The organism is Pseudomonas sp. EYE_354, from assembly GCF_023148575.1.
Lineage (GTDB): Bacteria > Pseudomonadota > Gammaproteobacteria > Pseudomonadales > Pseudomonadaceae > Aquipseudomonas.
Genome location: NZ_JAHXNQ010000006.1, coordinates 258,341 through 279,051, shown reverse-complemented (window position 1 = coordinate 279,051; position 20,711 = coordinate 258,341). Strand labels below are relative to the sequence as shown.

General features: G+C 61.5%; 22 protein-coding genes. 8 read left to right on the top strand and 14 right to left on the bottom strand.

Features of this window, described 5'->3' with window-relative positions; genetic code table 11:
- Positions 1-14 precede the first annotated feature (14 nt).
- From KZX66_RS11055 to KZX66_RS11030, 6 genes are all read right to left on the bottom strand, one after another.
- Positions 15-1,289 carry an aromatic ring-hydroxylating dioxygenase subunit alpha gene (locus KZX66_RS11055; RefSeq protein ID WP_248079307.1) on the bottom strand — a complete coding sequence of 425 codons (1,275 nt, stop codon included), beginning with the start codon at positions 1,287-1,289 and terminating at the stop codon, positions 15-17.
- A gap of 19 nt (positions 1,290-1,308) precedes the next feature.
- Positions 1,309-1,671 (bottom strand): IacB protein, encoded by a 363-nt coding sequence (locus tag KZX66_RS11050; protein ID WP_248079305.1) that lies wholly within the window; start codon positions 1,669-1,671, stop codon positions 1,309-1,311.
- A gap of 16 nt (positions 1,672-1,687) precedes the next feature.
- On the bottom strand, positions 1,688-2,860 hold the full coding sequence (gene iacA, locus KZX66_RS11045) for an indole-3-acetate monooxygenase (RefSeq protein WP_248079304.1): 1,173 nt from the start codon (positions 2,858-2,860) through the stop codon (positions 1,688-1,690).
- 367 nt (positions 2,861-3,227) lie between these two features.
- Positions 3,228-3,851: an NIPSNAP family protein gene (locus KZX66_RS11040; protein WP_248079302.1), complete on the bottom strand. Its 624-nt coding sequence runs from the start codon at positions 3,849-3,851 to the stop codon at positions 3,228-3,230.
- Between the two features lie 91 nt (positions 3,852-3,942).
- Entirely contained in the window at positions 3,943-4,473 is a 531-nt protein-coding gene (locus KZX66_RS11035) for a nuclear transport factor 2 family protein (RefSeq protein WP_056858439.1), read from the bottom strand.
- 1 nt (position 4,474) lies between these two features.
- Entirely contained in the window at positions 4,475-5,599 is a 1,125-nt protein-coding gene (locus KZX66_RS11030) for an amidase (RefSeq protein ID WP_248079300.1), read from the bottom strand.
- Between the two features lie 204 nt (positions 5,600-5,803).
- Between KZX66_RS11030 and KZX66_RS11025 the strand changes: the two genes are divergently transcribed.
- Together KZX66_RS11025 and KZX66_RS11020 are read left to right on the top strand one after the other, a co-directional pair.
- Positions 5,804-6,280 (top strand): MarR family transcriptional regulator, encoded by a 477-nt coding sequence (locus KZX66_RS11025; protein WP_248079298.1) that lies wholly within the window; start codon positions 5,804-5,806, stop codon positions 6,278-6,280.
- A 138-nt stretch (positions 6,281-6,418) separates the two neighbouring features.
- Entirely contained in the window at positions 6,419-7,903 is a 1,485-nt protein-coding gene (locus KZX66_RS11020; RefSeq protein WP_248079296.1) for an aldehyde dehydrogenase family protein, read from the top strand.
- 49 nt (positions 7,904-7,952) lie between these two features.
- On the opposite strand, the gene feaR is transcribed toward KZX66_RS11020, so the two are convergent.
- The 7 genes from feaR to KZX66_RS10985 are packed head-to-tail and all read right to left on the bottom strand — an operon-like array spanning position 7,953 to position 15,159.
- Complete coding sequence (gene feaR / locus KZX66_RS11015) at positions 7,953-8,852, bottom strand: transcriptional regulator FeaR (RefSeq protein ID WP_248079294.1); 900 nt, start codon at positions 8,850-8,852, stop codon at positions 7,953-7,955.
- Positions 8,853-8,874: 22 nt separating this feature from the next.
- Entirely contained in the window at positions 8,875-10,086 is a 1,212-nt protein-coding gene (locus KZX66_RS11010) for an MFS transporter (RefSeq protein ID WP_248079293.1), read from the bottom strand.
- 28 nt (positions 10,087-10,114) lie between these two features.
- Positions 10,115-11,326, bottom strand: a complete 1,212-nt coding sequence (locus KZX66_RS11005) for a multidrug effflux MFS transporter (RefSeq protein ID WP_248079291.1) — start codon at positions 11,324-11,326, stop codon at positions 10,115-10,117.
- Entirely contained in the window at positions 11,323-12,171 is an 849-nt protein-coding gene (locus tag KZX66_RS11000; protein ID WP_248079289.1) for an alpha/beta hydrolase, read from the bottom strand. Before KZX66_RS11000 ends, KZX66_RS11005 begins: the two co-directional genes overlap by 4 nt.
- Before the next feature lie 41 nt (positions 12,172-12,212).
- Positions 12,213-13,505, bottom strand: coding sequence for an FAD-binding oxidoreductase (locus KZX66_RS10995; RefSeq protein ID WP_248079287.1), 1,293 nt, complete (start codon positions 13,503-13,505; stop codon positions 12,213-12,215).
- 58 nt (positions 13,506-13,563) lie between these two features.
- On the bottom strand, positions 13,564-13,986 hold the full coding sequence (locus tag KZX66_RS10990; protein WP_071494990.1) for a RidA family protein: 423 nt from the start codon (positions 13,984-13,986) through the stop codon (positions 13,564-13,566).
- Positions 13,987-14,019: 33 nt separating this feature from the next.
- The gene (locus tag KZX66_RS10985) at positions 14,020-15,159 is read right to left on the bottom strand and encodes a tyramine oxidase subunit B (protein WP_248079286.1); all 1,140 of its coding nucleotides are present in this window, start codon (positions 15,157-15,159) and stop codon (positions 14,020-14,022) included.
- A gap of 183 nt (positions 15,160-15,342) precedes the next feature.
- Here KZX66_RS10985 and KZX66_RS10980 point away from each other — a divergent pair, with 183 nt between their 5' ends.
- The 6 genes from KZX66_RS10980 (at position 15,343) to KZX66_RS10955 (ending at position 19,666) form a co-directional block, all read left to right on the top strand.
- Positions 15,343-16,167 (top strand): helix-turn-helix domain-containing protein, encoded by an 825-nt coding sequence (locus tag KZX66_RS10980; protein WP_248079284.1) that lies wholly within the window; start codon positions 15,343-15,345, stop codon positions 16,165-16,167.
- Between the two features lie 133 nt (positions 16,168-16,300).
- The gene (locus KZX66_RS10975; protein ID WP_248079283.1) at positions 16,301-17,029 is read left to right on the top strand and encodes a response regulator; all 729 of its coding nucleotides are present in this window, start codon (positions 16,301-16,303) and stop codon (positions 17,027-17,029) included.
- Positions 17,026-18,111 (top strand): ATP-binding protein, encoded by a 1,086-nt coding sequence (locus KZX66_RS10970; RefSeq protein WP_248079281.1) that lies wholly within the window; start codon positions 17,026-17,028, stop codon positions 18,109-18,111. Before KZX66_RS10975 ends, KZX66_RS10970 begins: the two co-directional genes overlap by 4 nt.
- A gap of 43 nt (positions 18,112-18,154) precedes the next feature.
- The gene (locus KZX66_RS10965) at positions 18,155-18,352 is read left to right on the top strand and encodes a hypothetical protein (RefSeq protein WP_248079279.1); all 198 of its coding nucleotides are present in this window, start codon (positions 18,155-18,157) and stop codon (positions 18,350-18,352) included.
- Between the two features lie 142 nt (positions 18,353-18,494).
- Positions 18,495-18,770: a hypothetical protein gene (locus KZX66_RS10960; protein WP_348983802.1), complete on the top strand. Its 276-nt coding sequence runs from the start codon at positions 18,495-18,497 to the stop codon at positions 18,768-18,770.
- Positions 18,758-19,666: an ABC transporter six-transmembrane domain-containing protein gene (locus tag KZX66_RS10955; RefSeq protein WP_248079275.1), complete on the top strand. Its 909-nt coding sequence runs from the start codon at positions 18,758-18,760 to the stop codon at positions 19,664-19,666. The genes KZX66_RS10960 and KZX66_RS10955 overlap by 13 nt, the downstream gene beginning before the upstream one ends.
- An 83-nt stretch (positions 19,667-19,749) precedes the next feature.
- Here KZX66_RS10955 and KZX66_RS10950 read toward each other — a convergent pair whose 3' ends face one another.
- A complete protein-coding gene (locus KZX66_RS10950) occupies positions 19,750-20,691 on the bottom strand; it encodes a helix-turn-helix domain-containing protein (RefSeq protein ID WP_248079273.1) in 942 nt (313 codons plus the stop codon).
- Positions 20,692-20,711: the final 20 nt, after the last annotated feature.

Sequence of the window (20,711 nt, the reverse complement as noted above, 5' to 3'; positions counted from 1 at the left end):
AGGTTCTCCACGGATCAGACCGACATCATCTTTTTCCACTGCTGATAGGCGGCGCGCATGCCGGTTTCGGCACTCACATCGGACACCAGCCCGTCTGCACTGGCCTGCTCGCCGGGCAAGCCGCGGTTGAGCATGATCCACAGGTCTTCACCGGCGCTGGCGCCCTTCTGTACCCGCTCCCAGGCCTCGGAATCGTCCGGCGTGCCGAAACCCATCGGGCCCTGGAAGTGCTCATGCAGACGCAGGCGATAACGGTTGGCCACGGCTGGACCGCCGTCCATGGTGATCACCGAGTGGTGAATTTCGGTCTCGGTCACCGAGATCGGTTGCAGCACCCGGAAGAACGCCATCGAACAGGCGACGTTGGGGAACAGGTTGAGGTTGAAGCCGGTGCCGCCGACCGCACGCACGATTCGCCGCACCTGCTGCTCTTCGATACCTTCGTCACGCAACTCGGCCGCAAGGCCTTCGAAACGCTCGGGGATCGGTTTGTCCAGGTCGGCTTCGAGGTCGATCAGGTCCGGGATCATCACCATCACGCTGTGGCCGTTGCCCAGGTCCTCGACGTAGCCGGGGCCTTTGACGAAGTCGAACAGCTCAAGGGTCTGTTCATCCACCGACGACAGAAAGCTCTTGTGCACCAGCGGAAAATGGTAGGCGTCCGTGGTGTTTTCCAGCTGGATCTTCCAGTTGCCGGGGAAACGGAAACGGTGCTCGCCCGGAACCTTGATGCCATAGCCGGCGCCCTGTTTCATGAACAGGTCCATCCATTTCTTCGCCGCGCCGAGGTAATCCTCCAGTGGCTCGATGTCGTCCTTGAAGGTGGCGAAGATCATGCCGGCATAGCTTTCGGTGCGCAGGCTGACCAGCGGCAGCTCGGCCTTGTCGATGCAGTCGCCATAGCTTTCCGGGTGTGGAATGCCGCGCAGCGAGCCATCGAGTGCGTAGCCCCAGCCGTGGTACGGGCAGACGAAGCTGTTGGTCTTGCCTTTCTTGTGTTCGCACACGGTGGCGCCACGGTGGCGACAGCGATTGAGCAGCACGTGCACGTCTTTCTTGCGGTCACGCACCACAATCACCGGCTGCTTGCCGATATAGGTGGTCTTGTAGCTGCCGTTGTCGGGTATCTCGCTTGCGTGGGCGACCCAGATCCAGGTGCTGTAGAAAATTTTCTCCAGCTCGGCGTCGAACAGCTGCGCGTCGGTATACATCGAGGTGTGGACGCGGTCAGCCTGCACCAGGTCAGCGGGGTCGACGTCAAGGTTTATGGCGGGAATCAGTTTGCTCATGGGAGTGTCCTCGTCCGTATCAAGTGCGCTGAATGATCAGCTCGCGCCCAACCCGGGCTTCGACCTTGGTGTAGCGCCACAGCTTGTACGGGCCATCTCCCACAGGTGTCGTGCGAAACAGGTTGCAGGCGGCATGCACGGTCTCGATGTCCGGCACGTCGGCCAGCAGATAGGTAGTCCACGGGAAGCCATCCGAAGGCCCGACCATGCTCTGGTCGTCATCCATGTTGCCCAGCACCTTCACGCCCGCCAGGTCGTGGATACCGTTCCACATCGCACTGAACGCGGCCCACACCTGCAATTGCTCTTCGCGCGCAGCATCGAAAAAGTTCTGGTTGATGCCCATGCAGAACAGCACGCGCAAGGTCTTTTTATCGCTCATTTTATTTCCTCGACGGTTAGAGGTAGCCAGGCAAAGGCTGTTTGCCGAAGAACATGGCTCCGGCGTTTTGATAAGTGATGTCGCCCATGAACGCGTGCTGGGTCACCACTTGGGCGTCGTTGACGCAGCGGGCCAGCGGGCTGTCGTTGTACACGCCGCTCATGCCCGAGAGCATCTGCGCAGTGCGCGCCACGTCAGCGGCAACGCGGGTGGCATGGGTCGACGACAGCCGCAGCAGGTTGGTCGCGGCCACGGGCACCGCGTCGCCAGCCAGAACGTAGTCCCAGGCGCGATCGATGGATTCGTAAAAGAACGCCCGCGCAGCACGCAGCTCGGCTTCGGCACGGGCAATGTCGACCTGGGCCAACGGCCGATCGGCAATCGCCGGGGCGCCAGTGACCGAGACGCGCCCGCAGGCCATGTCGGCCAAGGCATCGAGTGCCGAACGGGCCACGCCCAGGCCAACCACCGAAAGCACTTGGGTAGCGAATGACAGCGATGGGTAGCGGAAGAACGCTTCGTCCAGATTCGGCAGGCCGCCGCGCACGAAGGTCCACTCTTCGGATACCCGCACATTTTCGGCGACCAGGTCATGGCTGCCGGTACCGAGCAGGCCGACGGTGTCCCAGGTTTCGTCTATACGGATCGCGCTGCGCGGCATTACCGCGATGCGCGGCAGGCCAAACGTGTCGCCGCTTTTCGGGGCGATGCCGACACCGACGATGTCGGAACCCAGGGAACCGCTGGAGTACTTCCAGCGGCCATTGACGACGAAACCACCCTCGACCACCTCAGCCGGTTGCGGCGGGAAGATACCGCCAGCGAACACCACGTCCGGACCGTTCGCATACACCTTGGCGATGCTGTCGAGCGGCAGCGCCGCGAGGTAGACCGGACTCATGCCAAAACTGGCAACCCAGCCGGCCGAGCCGTCGGCCTGGGCGATGCGCTCGATCATCTGGCAGAACTCGGCGGGCGAACATTCCAGGCCACCAAAGCGCTTGGGCACCAGCGCCCGGTAAACGCCGTGCTGTTTGAACGCTTCGATCACGTCCTGCGAAATGTGGCGCTGACCGTCGAACTCACCGGCTCGGGCACGTTCGCGCACATCGACAAGCAAGGCTTCGAAGGCGGGGCCACTGGCAAGCGAGCTCACCGTATCAACCGCTGGTTTTTTAAGCGAATGCATAGATTAACTCCGTTGTCAGGAACGGTATTGGGCTGGGCAGGAAGTCAGCGTCGAGCTGAGACGCGGGGCGGAGCGAGGGCGATGGATCGGCATAGTGGTTACCTTTGTTTTTGTGGGTGCCGTTGGGGAGAATTTGAGCGCAATTACGTGAATTGTCAATTGAATTGTCGTGCTTAAAAGCACCACTAATCATGTAAATGATTGCGGGAAAAATGAAGGAATAGCGGCTTATCTATTTGTTATTGTTGAGTAATATTCTTGGTTTAACCTTGGGTATCTTCTAAATATTTTTTAAGTGGATTTATTTTTTTTACAAAAAAAGTGGGAGTTGGCTTGCCCACTCCCACACTGGATCTGTGCCGTTTTTTCAGCGCAACGGTGAGAACGGCGCCGGCAGGTACACCGTGGAATGCATCTGCAGCAATTGCGGCGCGGAATTTTCCGGCGGCCACGCGCCGTCGGTCACGGCGCGAGTGCGTACTTCAAGGCGCTGCTCCAGTGAGCTGTAGGGCCAGATGTGCAGGTAGCGCGGAATCAGCCCACTGGTGGCGTAGAACGCGGCATACACCTGGGAATAGTCCGGCCCGGTGCGACGCCCCACGGCCTTGCTCCAACCGCGCAATGTCGGCGCCAACCCGCCGGGCACGAGGTTGTATTCGCGCAACTCATAGAACGGACCATGAACACCGGGAGCAAGCGGTTCGACAAAGGCGAAGGCGCTGTAATCATCCACTTGCTGCCCCAGCAGAAATTCGCCGATCGCAAAACCATCGGGCGCCAGCAGATAGCGCTCGCGTTCGCGTTCGCGACACCCGCTATCGTCGAACCCGCGCAGTACTGCAATACGATTCTGCGCGCCGATTTCCGACACCCAGCAGCCCATCAGGTGCACGCCCTCGCCCGCCTCGCGCAGGCTCTGCTCCAAGCGCGGCAAGGCGTGTGGCACGGTGCGTACACGCAGGGTGAAGGTCAACAGTTCGAAGTGTTTCATGGCAGTCTCCAGCGCGACGCGCACGGCATGACCGCCTTTGTCGGGCAGTCATGGAAAAAGAACGGTGGGAATAATCAGTGAGCGTTATCGCTCACTGTGCGACAGGCTTGGGCACCGGCAACTCGGCGTCACTGTTCCACGCCTGCACCGGGCGGCTGAACAGGTTTTCGGTCTGGAAATGCGCCATGCGCCACTGCCCGCCTTCTTCGGCGAAACGTACCGTCAGGCGCGCGGCGTTGAGATGAGAGGCGCCGCTGGCGAACGTGGATGTCTGCAACATCACCCAACTGCCGAGCACGGCGTCGTCCCGCACCTCGATCAGCTCGCTGGTGAGGAAATGCACGTTCAGGGCAAAGTGCGCCGGGGTTTTCATGTAGCCGGCAAACATCGCGGCAATGGCTTCGCGTCCACGATAGCCGCCGAAGCTCTGGGCGTACTTGGCGCCTTTACCCTCCCACACCGCATCCTGGGTGAACAGGCCGGCCAGTTCGTCGAGCGGTGTGTGAGCGTCAAGAGCGTCACACAGCACCATGTAGCGGTTCATGCAGGCGCGCGCGCTGTCCTGGATTTCAAAACGGCGCAGGCGTTGTTCCAGGTCTGCGCGGGGAATGGGTGTGCTCATCTTAGGCCTCATACCCGGCGTACAGGCGTTCAAGCAGGCGGCCAGCGATGGCCAGCAGTTGCTCATCCGCGCCCTTGGCCCCCACCAGTTGAAGGCCAACCGGCAGGCCCTCGGCACTGGCCAACGGGATGCTCAGCGCCGGATGCCCCGACAGGTTGAACGGGCGTACGAAGGCGGTCATGCCCAGCACTGCCTGGGTGTCGGTCGCCTCGGCCAGGGCCAAGGGAAACTCCGGCATGGTCGGCAGCACCAGCACGTCGACCTGCTGCAGCGCCGCATCGACTTCGGCAGTGAAGCGCAGGCGCACCTGCTCGGCCTCGGCCAGCGCCGTGGCGGTGGTGTTACCGGCGGCGGCCAGGCGCGCAGCGATGTCGGCGCCGACCTTGCCGGTGGCCAGCAAGTGCCCGCAGGCATCGAAGGTCTCGCGGTTGATAACCACCATGCCCGCGTCATAGGCCGCCTTAAGGCTGGGCAGCGTGAGGGCTTCATTGGGCAGTTGGCTGCCGGTGATCGCGGCATCGATCACGCGCTGCACCGCTGCGCTGGCTTGCACGGTCACAACGCCCAGGCGTGGCGCGGCGGGCGCGGGTGCGGGTGTGAACGTCGGGTCGATCGCCTGCATGGCCGTGACCAGCATCGGCAGACTCGCGGCAAACGGGCCGACACAGTCGAGGCTGCTGTGCGCCGGCATGACGCCACGGCGGCTGACCCGTCCAAACGTCGGTTTAAAGCCGAACACGCCACAGCAACAGGCGGGAATGCGCACCGATCCGCCGGTGTCCGTGCCCAAGGAAAAATCCACCAGCCCGGCGGCCACGGCGGCTGCCGAGCCGCTGGACGATCCGCCGGGAATGCGCCCCGGAAAACGCGGGTTCGGCGCGGTGCCGGTCCAGTGATTGATCCCCGTGGTGCCAAACGCCAGTTCGTGCAGGCGGGTCTTGCCTACCAGTCGACAGCCCTTGTCCAGCAGGGCTTGCACCACATCAGCGTGGGCCGTGGCCGGCGCGGCGTCGTCCAGCGCCTGGCTCGACGCACGGGTTGGCAGACCGGCGATATCGAGGGTGTCCTTAACCATTACGGTCGGTCCGTCGGCGCCAAGGGAAAGCTGTTCAATCACCAGGGTCATGTCACGTCACCTTCAGTGCAAAATGCGCAATGCGGACGCCCGATGCGCCCTTGCCTTTTTTCACACTCACCGAATATTACGTGAATTGTCAATTATATTTCTGCGCCCTGGCCTGGCCGCACTCGTCCATAACTGCGGTCAATAACCGTGCCGATTTCACGAGAAAAGTCTATGATTGCCCGCATCCTCTGAGATGAGCACGCTATGACTTCCGCAAAAAAATCCGCAAACCGCTATGACCCCGCCAGCGAAAATTTTCACAAGGAAGACTTTCCGTTCTACTGGCTGGCCATGGTGCATGGCCGTTACAGCCAGTACATGGAAAAAGCGCTGAAGAAAATCGGCCTGGATATCCCGCGCTGGCGCGTACTGCTGATTCTCAAGGAGAACGGCCAGTCGAGCATTTCCGAGATATCCACCCATGCGATCGCCAAGCTGTCGACCATCACCAAGACCGTCTACCGCATGAAGGAAGACGGCCTGGTGGATACCGCGCCCTGCGAAGACGACGGCCGGGTGACCCAGGTGCGGATCACCGCCGAAGGCCGCGCGGCGATCGAACGTATCCAGGTGGCGACCAGCGACGTGTTCAAACGCAGCTTCACCGGCATGACTGAACCGCAGATCCAGCGCCTGAGCCGCTTGCTCGAAACGGTGTTCGACAACCTCGGTGAGCCCTAGGCGCGCCGCGACACGACGTGTCGCGCATCACCAACTTCCTGGCAGGCTCGAACAAGCGGCCAAGCGTGTATGCGCTTCTAATGCAGAGGTCTTTCGAGCGCCCAACGGGCGCGACGAACCCATCATTGGAGCGCCGCCATGCACATTGCCTTACTGCCCTCAGTCGTTGCTTTCCTGGGGCGCGATCATTCCAACTTCATCGAGGGTGCCGTGCACACCAGCGCGTCGGCGCAGCGCATCGGCATCGTCGATCCGGGTACCGGCCAGACCATCGCGCAGTTGCGTGACGCCCAGGCCGAGGATGTCAACCTGGCCGTCGACAGCGCCGCCACTGCCTTCAAGGGCGCATGGGCACACGTCACGCCCTACCAACGTGGGGTGCTGCTCAACCGCCTGGCCGATTTGATCGAGGCCAACGGCGAAGAACTGGCGCAGCTGGAAACCCTGAGTTCCGGCAAATCGATCAACCTGGCGCGGCATATCGAAGTGGGCCAGAGCGCGGTGTTCCTGCGTTACTTCGCTGGCTGGGCCACCAAGATCGGCGGCCAGACCATGAGCCCGTCGTTTCCCTCCATGGACGGCGAGCACTACAGCGCCTACACCCTGCGCGAACCGGTCGGCGTGGTGGCGGCCATCGTGCCGTGGAACTTCTCGTTGATGATCGGCGTGTGGAAACTCGGCGCCGCGCTGACGACCGGCTGTACCGTCGTGCTCAAACCCAGCGAATACACGCCGCTGTCCCTGCTGCGTCTGGCTGAATTGGCGATCGAGGCCGGGATTCCGGCGGGCGTGATCAACGTGGTCAACGGCCGTGGCCAGGTCGGTCAGCAGTTGATCGCGCACCCGCAGGTGCGCAAAGTGTCGTTCACCGGTTCGGTGCCCACCGGCATTGCGGTGGGCAAGGCCGCCATGGGCGCCGACCTGACCCGCGTCACCCTGGAGCTGGGCGGAAAGAACGCCGCCGCGCTGCTGGCCGACGCCAATATCGATGACGCCGTGGCGCGCTTCGTACAGTCAGCCTATGTGCACCAGGGCCAGGTGTGTGCGTCGCCCGAGCGCTTGTTCGTGCACCGCTCTATCGTCGAGCAAGTGACGCAGAAGATGGCGGCGATGCTGTCGCAGATGGTCATCGGTTCGCCCCTGGATGAACACGCCCAGTTCGGCCCGCTTTCGAACAAGCCGCACTTCGACAAGATCCTCGGTTTTTTCGACCGCGCCCTGCAGGCCAACCAGGTTGTATGCGGTGCACGCGCCGTTGACCGCGCCGGTTATTACGTGGAGCCGACACTGATCGTGGCCACTGGCAAGGACGACCCGCTGCTGCACGAGGAAACCTTCGGCCCGGTGGTATGCGTGCTGGCGTTCGATGATGAAGATGAACTGGTCGAGCTGATGAACGACAGCCCATTCGGCCTGACGGCGAGTATCTGGACCAACGACCTGTCCAAGGCCTTGCGCCTGATCCCGCAAATCGAAGCGGGCACGGTGTGGGTCAACATGCACACGTTCGTCGACCCCAGCGTGCCGTTTGGCGGCATGAAGGCTTCGGGTGTCGGGCGTGAATTCGGCAGTGCGTTTATCGACGATTACACTGAGTTGAAATCGGTGATTATCCGCTATTGAGCACCGCGTACCTGTCACGAGGAAGCTTGCTCCCTCGCGACAGCCAGGCTCAACGCCCGTGGCTGCGATAGCTGCTCGGTGTCAGCCCCGTCTGCTTCTTGAACGTCTTGGAAAAATGCGCCGAATCGGCAAAACCCCAATCGCTGCCGATCTCAGTGATCGAGCGATGCGCGCAAACCGGATCACAAAGGTCCTGAGCGGCCTTCAACAACCGCTCACGCAGAATATAGCGGCAGACACTGTCACCGCTCGCCTCGAACAGCCTGTGGAGCTGGCGGCTGGAGATGCCCAGCTCTTGGGCCAGTGACGCAGGCGACAACCGCGGTGAGCCAAGCCGCTGCTGGATGACGGCTTGCACTTCATGCAACTGACAGCTTGGGGCGTCGGCGCTGGTTTGATACTCCAGCACCGACGTCAGCAACGCCACCAACGCCCTTAGCACACCATCACCGTCCTGCGGGCACGTCCACTGGGCCAACTCGCCCGCAGCGAGCTGACGCACCAGCGTACCGAGCAGTTGACCACACGCCCCTGCGGTCGGCAGCTTGCCGAAGCGGTTACGTTCCAGGCCCTTGAGCAATTCCCACGGCAACGGGATCGACACATGACCGAACAACCCCTTGGGCGTCATTTTCACCGCCCCGGAAAAGTCCAGCAAAGCCAGGTCGCCGGCGCGCAGCTCAAGCACCTTGTCGCCCAGCTCAATGGTCATCGAGCCCTGCTGCTGCAACACCAGAAAACACCGGGGCGATGAGGTGCGCTCGCTTGAGCGAGCGGCCTTGGCAATCACACTGGCATTGCTGCGAATGTGGGCGACTGCCGTGGTGCCCACCAGCGTCTGCTGCATTTCGCCGATGAAAAGGCTGTGGCAATGGTCATAGCGGGTGTCGAAACGACCGCACGCCGCGTGCACACGTTCATTCCAGGCCGACAACGTTTGACCAGACATGGCTATTCCCCTCGTTACCGGTTCACGACCCGCACATAGCGGCGGTAGCTGAAGCCGGGATACGCTGGAGCGCCTGCTGGGCCTTCAACACCGCCGCACCATAGATGGCCAGCACCGCCACCGAACAGGCGCCGGAGAACACCAATACCGCCGAGTAGCCGAATGCCTCGATCAGAAACCCACCGATGGCCGGCCCGAATGCCGCGCCCAGGGACAGGCACAGCGCGCCCAGTGCCACCAGCTTGCCCGACAGGTCGAACTCCGCCATGACGCCGAAGGTATAAGCCAGCACGAAGCCGATCGAAAAGAGAAAGCAAATAGCGCCTACGACGTAGGTGGTCAGGGAAGAAAACTGCGCCAGTAAGACCAGGCCCAGCAGCTCGGCGAGGATAATCACGGCCACCGGCATGAAGCGCCCCACCTTCAGACCGATTGCCGACGCGATGAAGCCGCCGCCGGCATTGATCAAAAAACCCAGCGCCAGCACCATGCCGATGGTGTCGGAGGCCAGGCCGGTCTTTTTCCCTATCAGCTCCAGGAAGGCCCACACCGACATAATGCCCGTCAGGAAAACCAGGCTGGCCAACAGGCTCAGCCACACGATGGTGCGACTTTCGGCACTGGCAATCCGCGCGCTTGCACCGGCCGCTTCCAGTTGCCGCTCGCTACGGCGCGGCACCCAAGGCAGCGGCAGGATTCCCATCACCACCATGGCAATGGCGATGGTGATCAGCATGCCTTCAAAGCCCCACACCGGCGCCACCGCCACGGGTAGCACGATGAGCAGCAAGGCGCCCGGCACGGTCTCGATACCCAGCTTGAAACCAAACGCACGCTCAGGCTGCGAACTGTCACCGAAGATCGTCATCGCCAGGGCGTACAACGCACCTGTGCCGGCGCCCGCAAGGGCCATGATCGCCAGCAGCGCTTTATAGGAAGGGTCGCGCAGCACAAACAAGATCGCACCCACCACCAGCGCCGACGACAGTGCCGAAATGACCCGCCAACTGAGCCGGTGAATCCACAGCAGGGAGGCCAGTCCGAAGGCACCAAAACCCAGGTTCATGGCCATGGCGAGGTTGCCCAGTTGGTGCTCACCGAGCCCGAAGCGCTCGGCAAACGCGCCAAACAGCACCGGCAGCACGTTCAATAACAAGGCACCTGCGCCCGAAACCAGGCCTGCACACACATAAACAGAGGTTGTATCGATCGGATTTATTTTTGTAATTTTCATTCGAATATCCTGGTTTTTAAACAACAGCTCACGTTTGCTTGACGACGGCCGTCACGGCGACCGCTCCGGCAGGCGTGCGAAGGGTCACGCAATAAGCGAGCAACGAGCCCAGCCCGCAACATCCCACCACCAAACACATCCCCCAGGCCGTGCCATCAGCCAAATGACTGACCCACAGACTGGCCAAGGCCCCGGTAGCAAATTGCACCGAAACCCCCAACGCCACGCTCGCGCCGGCCTGGCGTGGAAACAGCGTCATCAGGCTGGCCATGCAATTGGCGCCGATCAAACCGGTCACGCCCATGTACAGCGCCATGCAACACACGATGCTCGCCAGCCCGCCCCATTCGGTATACCCGACCAGCATCAGCGCCAGCCCTGCCCCGCTCACCAGCATCGCCCCCACGCCGAGCATGCGTTGCGGTCCAAAACGGCCCACCCAGCGTGCGTTGATGAAGGTCACCAGGATGATCCCGAGGATATTCAGGGCGAACAATGCGCTGAACACCCGTGGCGAGACGCCGAAATACACGACGTACACAAAAGGCGAAGCCGTGATAAAGGCGAACATGCCGCCAAACCCCAGGGACATGCACAGGATCAGTGCCACCGCCTTGGGTTGCCGGGCAATGGCAAGGTAAGCCGCGAAAGCCTTCCCCACAGACGCACCGCGATCCTGCACAGGCAGGCTTTCCTTCAGGGTCAGGGCGACGAGCAACAGGCACAGGCTGGACAGGATGAACAAGGTGGCAAAGATCGTACGCCAACCCTGGATCAGCACCAGCCAGGTGCCGATCATCGGCGCGACCAGTGTCGCCATCATGGTCAGCACGTGCATCCACGACAGCACTTTGGCGGCCTCCACCAGGCCGACAAGATCCCTGGCGACGGCGCGTGCCAACACCAGCGCGCCCGCGCCACCCAACGCCTGGAAAAAGCGCCAGGTAATCAGTTGTTCGACGCTGCCGGCGAACAGGCAACCCAGGGTTGCAGCCAGGTAGAGCAGCAGGCTGCCGAGCAGCAACGGGCGCCGGCCATAGCGGTCGGACAGCGGCCCGTAGCACAACATACCCAGGCACAACCCGGCGAGAAACGCGCTGATGGTGTGTTGTACCTGCGCGGTGCTGGTCGACAGGTCCTCGGCGATTTGCGGGAAGCTGGGCAGGTACGTGTCAATCGAAAATGGCCCGAAGGCCGTCAGGGACGAGAGCAGCACAATCAGGCGAGCCCGCGGCTTCATCGGCTGGGGATCGCGAGGCTGTCAAGAAACGCGATGACCAGCCGGTTGAACGTCTCGCCCTGGTCGTCATGCACATAGTGGCTGGCGTCCGCGACTTCGGCGGTGCGCACCTGCGGGTTGCTGTCGCGCATGGCTTGCAGCGTCGTCGCCGGCAGAAAGTCCGAGCGCGCGCCGCGGATGAACAAGGTCGGGCAATCCAGGGCACGGACCGCAGGCCACAGGTCGGTCGGTTCGATGCTCAAGCGCGCCTCGGCGATGCCTTGCTGATCGTGGCGCCAAGTGATCGCACCGGCGCTTTCCTTCATCGAGTGTGCCAGCCGGGAAGCCAGACTCCGCTCCGACAAGCCGGGGCGTGACGCCTGCCAGAACGCGCGGGCGGCGTCCCAATTGTCGAATTGCAGCGGGGTCTGGTTCATCTCGCGGCGGATGCGCGCGGCACCGTCACCCTGGCTGGAAGAACCGGGGCCGATGTCTTCAATGATCAGGCCCAACAGGCGTCCCGGGGTCTGCCGTGCGTATTCCAATGCGTTGGCGCCACCCAGCGAATGGCCCAGCAAGACGAAGCGCTGCAGGCCGGCGTGGGCGACGAAATCCTGCAGGTCTTCGACATAAGACTGCGTGTGGTAGCTGGCGGAAGGTGCCCAGTCGCTCAAGCCACGACCGCGCTGGTCCAGGGCGTAGACGCAAAAGCCTGGGCCGAGCGCCTCGACCAGTGACTCCCAGGTCTGTGCGTAGGCACGCAAGCCGTGCAGCAGGACCAGAGGCACGCCGCTCGGGTCGCCCCAGCGCAGGACATGCAGCTTGAGGCCTGCACGATTGGTGAAGAAACGGCTGTCTGGGATCATAGTAGTGCTCCGCGCCGACAGTGGCATGGGGTTGGGCCGCGTTAGAAACGATCGAAGCGATACGGGCTCGGATCGATGATCGGGGTGTGCCCGCTGACAATGTCAGCCGCCAGATGGCCCGCCGCCGGCGATGTACCGAAGCCATGCCCGGAGAAACCAGTGGCCACCGTCAGGCCGGGGATTTGCGCGACCGGGCCGATCACCGGGTTGGAATCCGGGGTCACGTCGATCGTGCCGGCCCAGGCCTGGGCTATCTTGGCTTGCTCGAACACCGGCCAGGCTGCTATGAGGTTGTTCATCGCATCATTATTGAGCCGCGGGTTGGCGGCCGGATCCTGCACACGCACACGTTCGAACGGGCTCACGCTGTCAGCCGACCAACGACGGGACAACGCAAGGTCCTTGAGAAAATACGTGCCCAGCGACACATTCAACACGCTGCGTTGCGCACGGAACTGAGGCATGTACTGCTTGGCCAGCAACAGGTGGTCCAAGGTGAGGAAGGCGTCCAGCTTGCCGCGCTGGGTAATGATGAAGCCACCGTCCTTGTGCTTGCGAAAGGAAAAGTCCGGCGCGCCCACGGCGATTTCGGTGGGGCCTTGCATCGGATGGGTCCGCAACACTGAGCAGGTCAACGCCAGGGTCGGCAATGACACACCGAGGTTGCCCAGGAAGCGTCGCGACCACATGCCACCGGCCAGTAATACCTGGTCGCAGCGGATCTCGCCTTTTTCGGTGACCACACCACTGACCTTACCGGCGGACATCTGCAGTGTGCGCACCGCGCACTGTTCGATGATCACCACGCCCAGGGCCATCGCGGCCTTGGCAATCGCGCTGCTGGCCAGGGTCGGTTCGGCGCGTGCGTCGGACGACGTGTAGATACCGCCGGCCCATTCACCCACGCCACCCGGCACTTTCTGTGCGATTTCGCGATTGCTCAGCAACCGCGAATCCAGGGACAGGTGCTCGACCGACTTGAGCCAGCCTTCGTGCATCGCCATCTGCGCTTCGTTGCGCGCGACGAACATAATGCCCTCTTGCCGATAGCCCACATCCGCGCCAACCCGCCCCGGCATTTGTGCCCACAAGCGGTCTGCCGCCAGGGCCAGCGGAATATCGTGGGCATGACGGCTGGTCTTGCGCACCCAGCCCAGGTTGCGTGAGGACTGCTCCGCGGCGATACGGCCTTTCTCCAGCACCACCACCGGGATATTGCGTTCGGCCAATGTCAGTGCGGCGGTCAAGCCGATGATGCCGCCGCCGATGATGACCACGGCGGTCGTGGAGGGAAAATCGGTGGACGTATTCACGGGCGCAATAGTCGGGGCCATGATCAAAACTCGCAAAACAATAGAGATCGGCCGCGCGAGGGCGCGGCCGCAGGACGGGTTATTGCGACAGGCGAATCACTTCGACCTGGGCTTTGGAGGCGTTGCGATAGGCCGTCACTTCAAGCTCCACCTTGTACACCGTCGAGCCCAATGGCGGACAAGTGACAGTGCTGGCAGGATCGACGCCACGGAACTTCTCGCCGATCAGGCCCATCACCGCCGGCACGTCCTTGGGGTCCTGGATGAACACCCGCGAGCACACCACATCGGCCAGGCTGGCATCGACTGCCTTCAAGGCCGATTCGATATTGGCAAACACCTGGTGCGTCTGTTCGAGGATGTCTTCCGGGATCAGTTTGGTCTGCGGGTTGCGGCCTGCGGTATTGGACACATAGATCCAGTTGTCCACCACCACCAGGCGCGAATAGCTGGCCTGGTCTTCAAACGGCGAACCGGTCTTGAGCTTGATGATTTTTGTCATGTCGAAGGTCTCGTCAGTTGGGTAAGGAATGGCTCAGCGCAGCACCGGGGTTTCCCACAGGTTCAGTTTCACGCCGATGCCTTTTTCGATGGCATTGCGGTACACCACCGTGCCCCACGCCACGTCTTCGACCGGCATGCCGCCCACCGACATGATGATGATCTCTTCATCACTGCGACGGCCCTGGGCATCGCCGGCGACGATCTTGCCGATGTCTTCGAGTTCGTCGGCCTGCAACGTGCCTTCGGCGATCATGTCCATGAACCGCACACCGATGACCGGCACACAGTGGTGCGCAGGCTTGGGCAATTCTTCGAACCAGGCTTCGTAGAGGCCGGTGTTGTCCAGTACCTTGCGCACGTCCGCGCGTTCCATCCCCTCGTCCAGCGAGCAGGCTGCCGGCATGGCCATGAAGCAGCCCGGCTTGACCCACTCACGCTTCACAATTGGGTAGTTTGAGGGGTCGCCTGTCTCACCGGAGCTACAATAAGTAACAAGGTCGGAACCACGGACCACCTCTTCGAGGGTGTCGACCACTTGAACGGTGGTTATCTGCGGGTAGGTTTCCTTCACCCAACCAAGAAAATCATTCAGGCTTTTCTCGCCACGGCCTTTGATCTTCAAGGTGTCAATGTGCGGGCAAACGGCGATGAACGCGGCGAGGGTGGTCTTGCCCATGACGCCTGGACCGAGCAGGCCGACCACTTTCGAGTCTTTGCGGGCCAGGTGCCGCGCGCCGACGCCGGGGATTGCACCGGTGCGATACGCCGACAGCAGGTTGGCGGACATATGCGCAAGCGGTGCGCCGGTGTCAGGGTCGTTGAGGGTGAACATCAGGATTGAGCGCGGCAGGCCTTTCTCGCGGTTGGCGATATTGGAGCCGTACCATTTGACGCCTGCGGTGCAGAAGCTGCCGCCCAGATAGGCCGGCATCGCCATCATGCGACGGTCGGCAGTGGGCTTGGGCATATTCGGGAAGGGCGAATCCTTCGGAAACACCACCATCGCCCCGTGTGAATCATTGTTCGGACCCGCCATGCGGTAGTCGCCGCTATAGAGCAGACCGAACATCTCTTCCATGGTATTCACGCAGGCCAGCATGTCGGTTACGCCGGCGCGGATCATGTCCTGCTCGGACAAGTAGATGAAATCTATTTTTGTGGTAGTGGACATTATTATTCTCGACTCAAAGAGATATCGCTGCGGTAGGCGCTGCTCCCACGCTATCGAGGTCGAGTATCTGTGAGTGTTTCACCACGGTATTGTAAATTTCGGACATCAAGGTTCGTCCCGGCCCTCCGAGTTGGCGCGATAAATGCGTGAATATTCCCGCATATCCCACTCCAAGGTCCGGCCATGCCCAACCTGTGTTCACCGCCGCTGCGGCAAACCGCTTACGAACAACCCTGGTTCGTACTGAATTCTTCGCGGTATTCGGTAATGCCTTCCGAGCACCCGGCGATTTCGCACTTCTACGCCTTCGATGTCGCTCGCTCGGCGGATCTGCTGGCGGTGCCGGACGGCTGCGTGGATATCGTGTTCGACTGTGACGCCACGCGCCCTAGCGTGAGGATTTGTGGTACCCCGCTGGAGGCGCAGCAGGTCGAACTGCTGCAGGGTCACCATTACTTCGGCGTGCGCTTTGCGCCGGGGGTCATTCCAGGGTTCATCAACGTGGTGGCCGAGGAGCTGACCGAACAGGAATGGGACCTGCTGCAGGTGTCGACATTTGCCCAACGCATGTTCGAGAGCATCGTCCAGGCTCCCCAGTTGCAGGAGCAGATAAAGCTGTTCAACGATTACCTGGCCCCGCGCCTCATGGGCCGAAGCTCGAAACTCACGGCCATGGTCATCCAACAGGCGCTTGCGCATCGCGGCGACCTGCGTATCCAGCAACTGGAAGAACTCAGCGGGTACACCAGCCGCACGATTCATCGCCAGTTCAGCCAGGACACCGGCCTGTCGCCCAAGACGTTCTGCCGGATCATTCGCTGCCAGGCGGCGCTGGAAACCCTGAACACCCAGCACGATGTATCGTGCTCGGACCTGGCCCTGGACCTGGGCTTTTCCGATCAATCGCACTTCCTGCGCGACTTCAAGAAGCTGGTCAGCACGACGCCCTGTGATTACCAGCGAAAAATCCTGCAGAGCGCCTACGCCGAGCGCATCCACTTCGCCTGATTACCCTCCCCCGGTTCAGCGAAAAATTAATTCACCTCTCCATCATTTCTCCATAAAACCTTCGCCGAACGTGCATGCTTGCGGTGCATCATTCAATCCGTTGCTGAAAAGCAGTGCACCCACCGAGCAGACCATGACTGAACCACTCCTTGCCGCGCCCGCCAACCAGGCGCTGGTGCTGATCGCCGAAGACGAGCCGGAAATCGCCGACATCCTCACGGCCTACCTCAAGCGTGCGGGTTTTCGTACCGCCCATGCGCAGGATGGGCGTCGTGCGCTGGAACTGCACCAACTGCTCAAGCCGGACCTGGTGCTGCTCGATGTGATGATGCCCAAGCTGGATGGCTGGATGGTGCTGGCGGAGTTGCGTCATCGCGGTATCACGCCGGTGATCATGCTGACTGCACACGACCAGGACATGGATAAACTCATGGGCCTGCGCATTGGTGCGGACGACTACATCGTCAAACCCTTCAATCCGGCAGAAGTCATCGCCAGGATTCAGGCCGTGCTGCGCCGCTGCAGCGTTCAAGGCCAGGGCGCCGACCACCGGATGCTGCGCGTCGACGCCTTTGAGATCGACATCGACAGCCATGAAGTGAACGTACACATCGGCACGCAAAAACAACCGTTGCACCTGACGGTGACCGAATTCAAGTTGCTCGCACAGCTGGCCAAAGCGCCGCGCCGAGTGTTCAGCCGCGCCGAACTGCTGGTGCTCTGCTCGCCGGAGAGCGAGAGCCTGGAGCGGACCGTCGACAGCCATATCAGCAAGTTGCGTCGCAAAATCGAAGAGCTTGGCCTGCACGGCGTACCGGCCAGCATCCGTGGTGTCGGCTACCGGTTCGGGAGCCAGGCATGAAAGTGGCCAACAGTTTGAGCCGGCAAATTATCGTGTCGATGTCGGCCGTAGTGATGTGCGTGATCGCGCTCGCCCTGGTGGGCTCCTACATATTCTATGCATTGCTCTGGACCTATTCGCCGCCGACGGAGTTGGAAATGCAGTCGGATGAATGGCTGCCCAGCGGCGTGGAATGGGTGTGGATGGGCTTGATTACCTGCGTCAGCCTGGGCGTCGGCGCGGCGGTGGCCGTCAAATTATCCAAACGCATTCTGACACCGCTCAATTCGGTGGCCGTGAGCCTGCGCAGCCTGGCCGACGGAGACCTGGATGCCCGCGCCGTCGCGCCTGATCTGTCCCTGGGCGAAGCGGCCCTGTTGGTGGATGACTTCAATAGCATGGCGAACCGTTTGAAACGCATGGCCGAGGAACAAGCCTTCTGGAACGCCGCGATTGCCCATGAGCTGCGCACCCCGCTGACCATCCTGCGCGGTCGCTTGCAGGGGCTGGCCGAGGGTGTATTCGAGCCGGACACCGCGCAGTTCTACAGCCTTCTGGGCCAGGTCGAGGGCTTGACCCGGCTGGTCGAAGACCTTCGCGTGGTGGGCATGGCCGACAATGGCCACCTGGAATTGGCGCTCAAGGAGGTGGAGCTGGCCGGTGCACTGGAGGCTGAAGCGCGCTTGTTCGAGCCCAGCCTGAACGGTGCCGGCTTTGCCCTGCATTTAAACCTGCGCAAGGGCCTGGTGTACTGCGACCCCGATCGCCTCTGCCAGGCTTTGCTCGCGCTGCTGGACAATATTCGCCAACACGCCACACCGGGCAACGTGAGCATTGAACTCGACAGTGACGAGCGAGGCCACGTTCTGAGGGTCTCGGATGAGGGGCCGGGAGTCGACGCCGCATTCGCCACACATATTTTCGATGCGTTTCAGCGTGGCGAGAGCTCACGCTCGCGTGCCCAGGGCGGCAGTGGCCTGGGGCTGGCCGTGGTGCGCGCAATTGCCCTCGCCCATGGCGGCGCAGTGACCTGTCGAACAGCGCTAAACAGCGGCACGGTGTTTGAACTGAGCTGGCCATGCGGCGCCTTTTTAAATACTTAATCCTGACAACCAATAAACAATTAATACCAACTAAGGTGATGGCATGCGTCTCTCTATTGGCCTGTTCAAGAGAGCAATAAAGTATCGCCACTTTGCCTTACTGGACACACACGGACGTTGCATTGCTTTCATGAGTTGCGAAAGGATTCCTGCCAGGGGTGAATGGGTGGAAGTCAACGAAGTCAATCTCGCCTGGCTCAGCCAAACGCTGCCGGGCCAGGAGCGCCAGGGCAGCAAATAGTCGTATCACCCGCCGCCTGGCTCTGATGTTTAACGTTATTACGTGGATAACTGTTATGCCGACACAGCATTCAGCTCGGAACACTATCGACCTTAAACAAGTGGAAGCGTCACTGACGCTCTACTCGTTTAAATTGAGAAAGTTGCAACGTTTCTGGATTCCCCTGCAGCAGTACGCGCCGCAGTGTGTATTGGCGTTGTGGTTGATCGGCGTGTGCGTTTCTTTAGTGACGCTGACGTATTACCACTGGCTGGTCATTGCACCCGCTATTTGCCTGTTGATCACCGTGGAAATCATTATCGAAGAAGTACAGATCGATCTTTTATTGATGACCGATGAAGCGCGTTATCTGCTCGACGTCACCCGTGACATTTATCAGCGCACTGCGCGCGCCGCAGGTGCCCGATGCAGCCCGTAACGCCGCCGGTTTTGCTCGAACAGCGTGACAAACTGGGGCGGCGATCCGCCAGCCAGACCCTCAAGGCGATCGCCAGAGCCTACCCCGGCAAGCTGTTCGGCACCTTGTCGCTGGTCGCGTTGGAAAATGCTCTGCTGCTGGCCTACCCATTGTTCGCCGGGTTTGCCGTCGACTCGATCATCCGTGGCGATGTCGGCAGTGCCGTGTGGTACGCCGCCGTAGTCCTCGGTTTCTGGGTGGTCGGCGCGGCGCGCCGGGCCCTGGATACACGCACCTTCACGCGCATCTATGCCGACCTCGCGGTGCCGGTGATTCTTAACCAGCGCCTGAGTCACCACAGCACCTCCAAGGCGGCGGCGCGAGTGGTATTGGCGCGGGATTTCGTCGACTTTTTCGAAAAGCATGTGACGACCATCGCCACTGCGCTGGTGTCGGTTGTCGGCGCGGCGGGCATGCTGCTGGTGATCGAGCCCTGGGTCGGCCTGGCCTGCCTGCTTGCACTGGTACTGTGCGTGACCCTTATGCCGGGCTTCGCACGGCGTAACCAGCGCTTGCATGAGCGTTTGAACAATCGCCTGGAAAAAGAAATAGGTCTGGTGGAAAAAGTCGGCGCCAACACCCTGCGCCGTCACTACCACGTGTTGTCGCGACTGCGAATCGGACTGTCCGACCGCGAGGCCGTTGCCTTCCAGTCCATTGGGGTGCTCGCGGCGCTGTTGTTCGTGGTAGCCATCACCCAACTGGCGTTGGCGCCGGCGATAAAGGCCGGGCATATCTATGCGGTGATGACCTACCTGTGGACCTTCGTCAGTTGCCTGGACGAAGCCCCCACGACAATCGACCAACTGGCGCGGCTCAGGGATATCGGCAAGCGCGTGGACCCAGGGCTGGCGTAAAACCGTAGCAGGTGGGCGATGCGCGCTGGGCACATGGAGTTTGGACGCTGACCAGTGCCCTCAGTGGCGCACGCCCTGTCGTGTCAGTACGACGCTCGACGTGTTTCGGACGGCGACTCACCGAACAACTCGCGGTAATGCGTGGCGAAATGGCTCAGGTGAAAAAAGCCCATGGCCACGGCGAGCTCACCGATGTTTTTCTCGCTCGCAGGGGTGGCGATCAACTGTCGCCTGACCGCGTTGAGGCGCAAGTTGCGCAGGTACTCGACCGGTCGCATATCGGTGACGGCCTGAAAACTGTTCTGCAGAGTCCTGCGGCTGACGCGTAACTGTTCACACAGATCAAGAATGCTCAACGGCGTATCGCCACTGGCAATGATCAATTCCTGGCTGCGCCGGACCAGGTAGGCACTGACGGCGAAATTGCCCCGCCGGCAACGCACCTCGTCGCTGGCATGGCTGAACAAATCGAGAAACGCACCCAGCAATTCGTCTTCCAGCATCTTTTCCGAGACGGGGCTTACAGCGCCCGCCTGTTCCAAAAAGTGACGAAACAGCGGGTGGATGCGCTGGCGAATGCGCAACAGTAACGTTTCGTCCACGCTGAGCGCAGACACGCTGGTCAAGCGTTTGAGCTGGTCGTTGGAGAGTTCGAAAGCGGCCAGTTTGGCAAAGCGCACGGCATCGACGTTGAGTGCGAAAAAGTGCGTACCTTGCGGCGCATGCAACACGAACTCTTCGCCGTCACGCAACAGCACCACGCTTTGCGCGCTCACCTGCTGGCCTTGCACCACTGGCGGGCTGCCCAGTGACATGGCCGCACACAAGCGCCCCTTGGGCGAGCGGCCATGCTGCACCACACGTTTATCCAGCACTTCCTGGAAGATCTGGAAACGATCGCCGGACAACTGCCACAGTTCGCTGGTCAGGCAACCACGACCGAGTTGGTCATACACCTGCTGCCAGCCCTGGATCGAGCCGGCGTGCTGTTGAGAGTCATTGAAGGTACGGACTTCGGCGAGCATATGCGTCATTCCTCGGCGGC

What these genes read in the sequence shown, in the direction of transcription:
- KZX66_RS11050 (WP_248079305.1), bottom strand. Translation starts at nt 1,671, where the DNA reads ATGAGCGATAAAAAGACCTTGCGCGTGCTGTTCTGCATGGGCATCAAC.
- KZX66_RS11005 (WP_248079291.1), bottom strand. Translation starts at nt 11,326, where the DNA reads ATGAAGCCGCGGGCTCGCCTGATTGTGCTGCTCTCGTCCCTGACGGCC.
- KZX66_RS11000 (WP_248079289.1), bottom strand. Translation starts at nt 12,171, where the DNA reads ATGATCCCAGACAGCCGTTTCTTCACCAATCGTGCAGGCCTCAAGCTG.
- KZX66_RS10975 (WP_248079283.1), top strand. Translation starts at nt 16,301, where the DNA reads ATGACTGAACCACTCCTTGCCGCGCCCGCCAACCAGGCGCTGGTGCTG.
- KZX66_RS11055 (WP_248079307.1), bottom strand. Translation starts at nt 1,289, where the DNA reads ATGAGCAAACTGATTCCCGCCATAAACCTTGACGTCGACCCCGCTGAC.
- KZX66_RS10985 (WP_248079286.1), bottom strand. Translation starts at nt 15,159, where the DNA reads ATGTCCACTACCACAAAAATAGATTTCATCTACTTGTCCGAGCAGGAC.
- KZX66_RS11010 (WP_248079293.1), bottom strand. Translation starts at nt 10,086, where the DNA reads ATGAAAATTACAAAAATAAATCCGATCGATACAACCTCTGTTTATGTG.
- KZX66_RS10990 (WP_071494990.1), bottom strand. Translation starts at nt 13,986, where the DNA reads ATGACAAAAATCATCAAGCTCAAGACCGGTTCGCCGTTTGAAGACCAG.
- KZX66_RS10970 (WP_248079281.1), top strand. Translation starts at nt 17,026, where the DNA reads ATGAAAGTGGCCAACAGTTTGAGCCGGCAAATTATCGTGTCGATGTCG.
- feaR (WP_248079294.1), bottom strand. Translation starts at nt 8,852, where the DNA reads ATGTCTGGTCAAACGTTGTCGGCCTGGAATGAACGTGTGCACGCGGCG.
- KZX66_RS11030 (WP_248079300.1), bottom strand. Translation starts at nt 5,599, where the DNA reads ATGACCCTGGTGATTGAACAGCTTTCCCTTGGCGCCGACGGACCGACC.
- KZX66_RS10995 (WP_248079287.1), bottom strand. Translation starts at nt 13,505, where the DNA reads ATGGCCCCGACTATTGCGCCCGTGAATACGTCCACCGATTTTCCCTCC.
- KZX66_RS10965 (WP_248079279.1), top strand. Translation starts at nt 18,155, where the DNA reads ATGCGTCTCTCTATTGGCCTGTTCAAGAGAGCAATAAAGTATCGCCAC.
- KZX66_RS11035 (WP_056858439.1), bottom strand. Translation starts at nt 4,473, where the DNA reads ATGAGCACACCCATTCCCCGCGCAGACCTGGAACAACGCCTGCGCCGT.
- KZX66_RS10950 (WP_248079273.1), bottom strand. Translation starts at nt 20,691, where the DNA reads ATGCTCGCCGAAGTCCGTACCTTCAATGACTCTCAACAGCACGCCGGC.
- KZX66_RS10955 (WP_248079275.1), top strand. Translation starts at nt 18,758, where the DNA reads ATGCAGCCCGTAACGCCGCCGGTTTTGCTCGAACAGCGTGACAAACTG.
- KZX66_RS11020 (WP_248079296.1), top strand. Translation starts at nt 6,419, where the DNA reads ATGCACATTGCCTTACTGCCCTCAGTCGTTGCTTTCCTGGGGCGCGAT.
- iacA (WP_248079304.1), bottom strand. Translation starts at nt 2,860, where the DNA reads ATGCATTCGCTTAAAAAACCAGCGGTTGATACGGTGAGCTCGCTTGCC.
- KZX66_RS11025 (WP_248079298.1), top strand. Translation starts at nt 5,804, where the DNA reads ATGACTTCCGCAAAAAAATCCGCAAACCGCTATGACCCCGCCAGCGAA.
- KZX66_RS11040 (WP_248079302.1), bottom strand. Translation starts at nt 3,851, where the DNA reads ATGAAACACTTCGAACTGTTGACCTTCACCCTGCGTGTACGCACCGTG.
- KZX66_RS10980 (WP_248079284.1), top strand. Translation starts at nt 15,343, where the DNA reads ATGCCCAACCTGTGTTCACCGCCGCTGCGGCAAACCGCTTACGAACAA.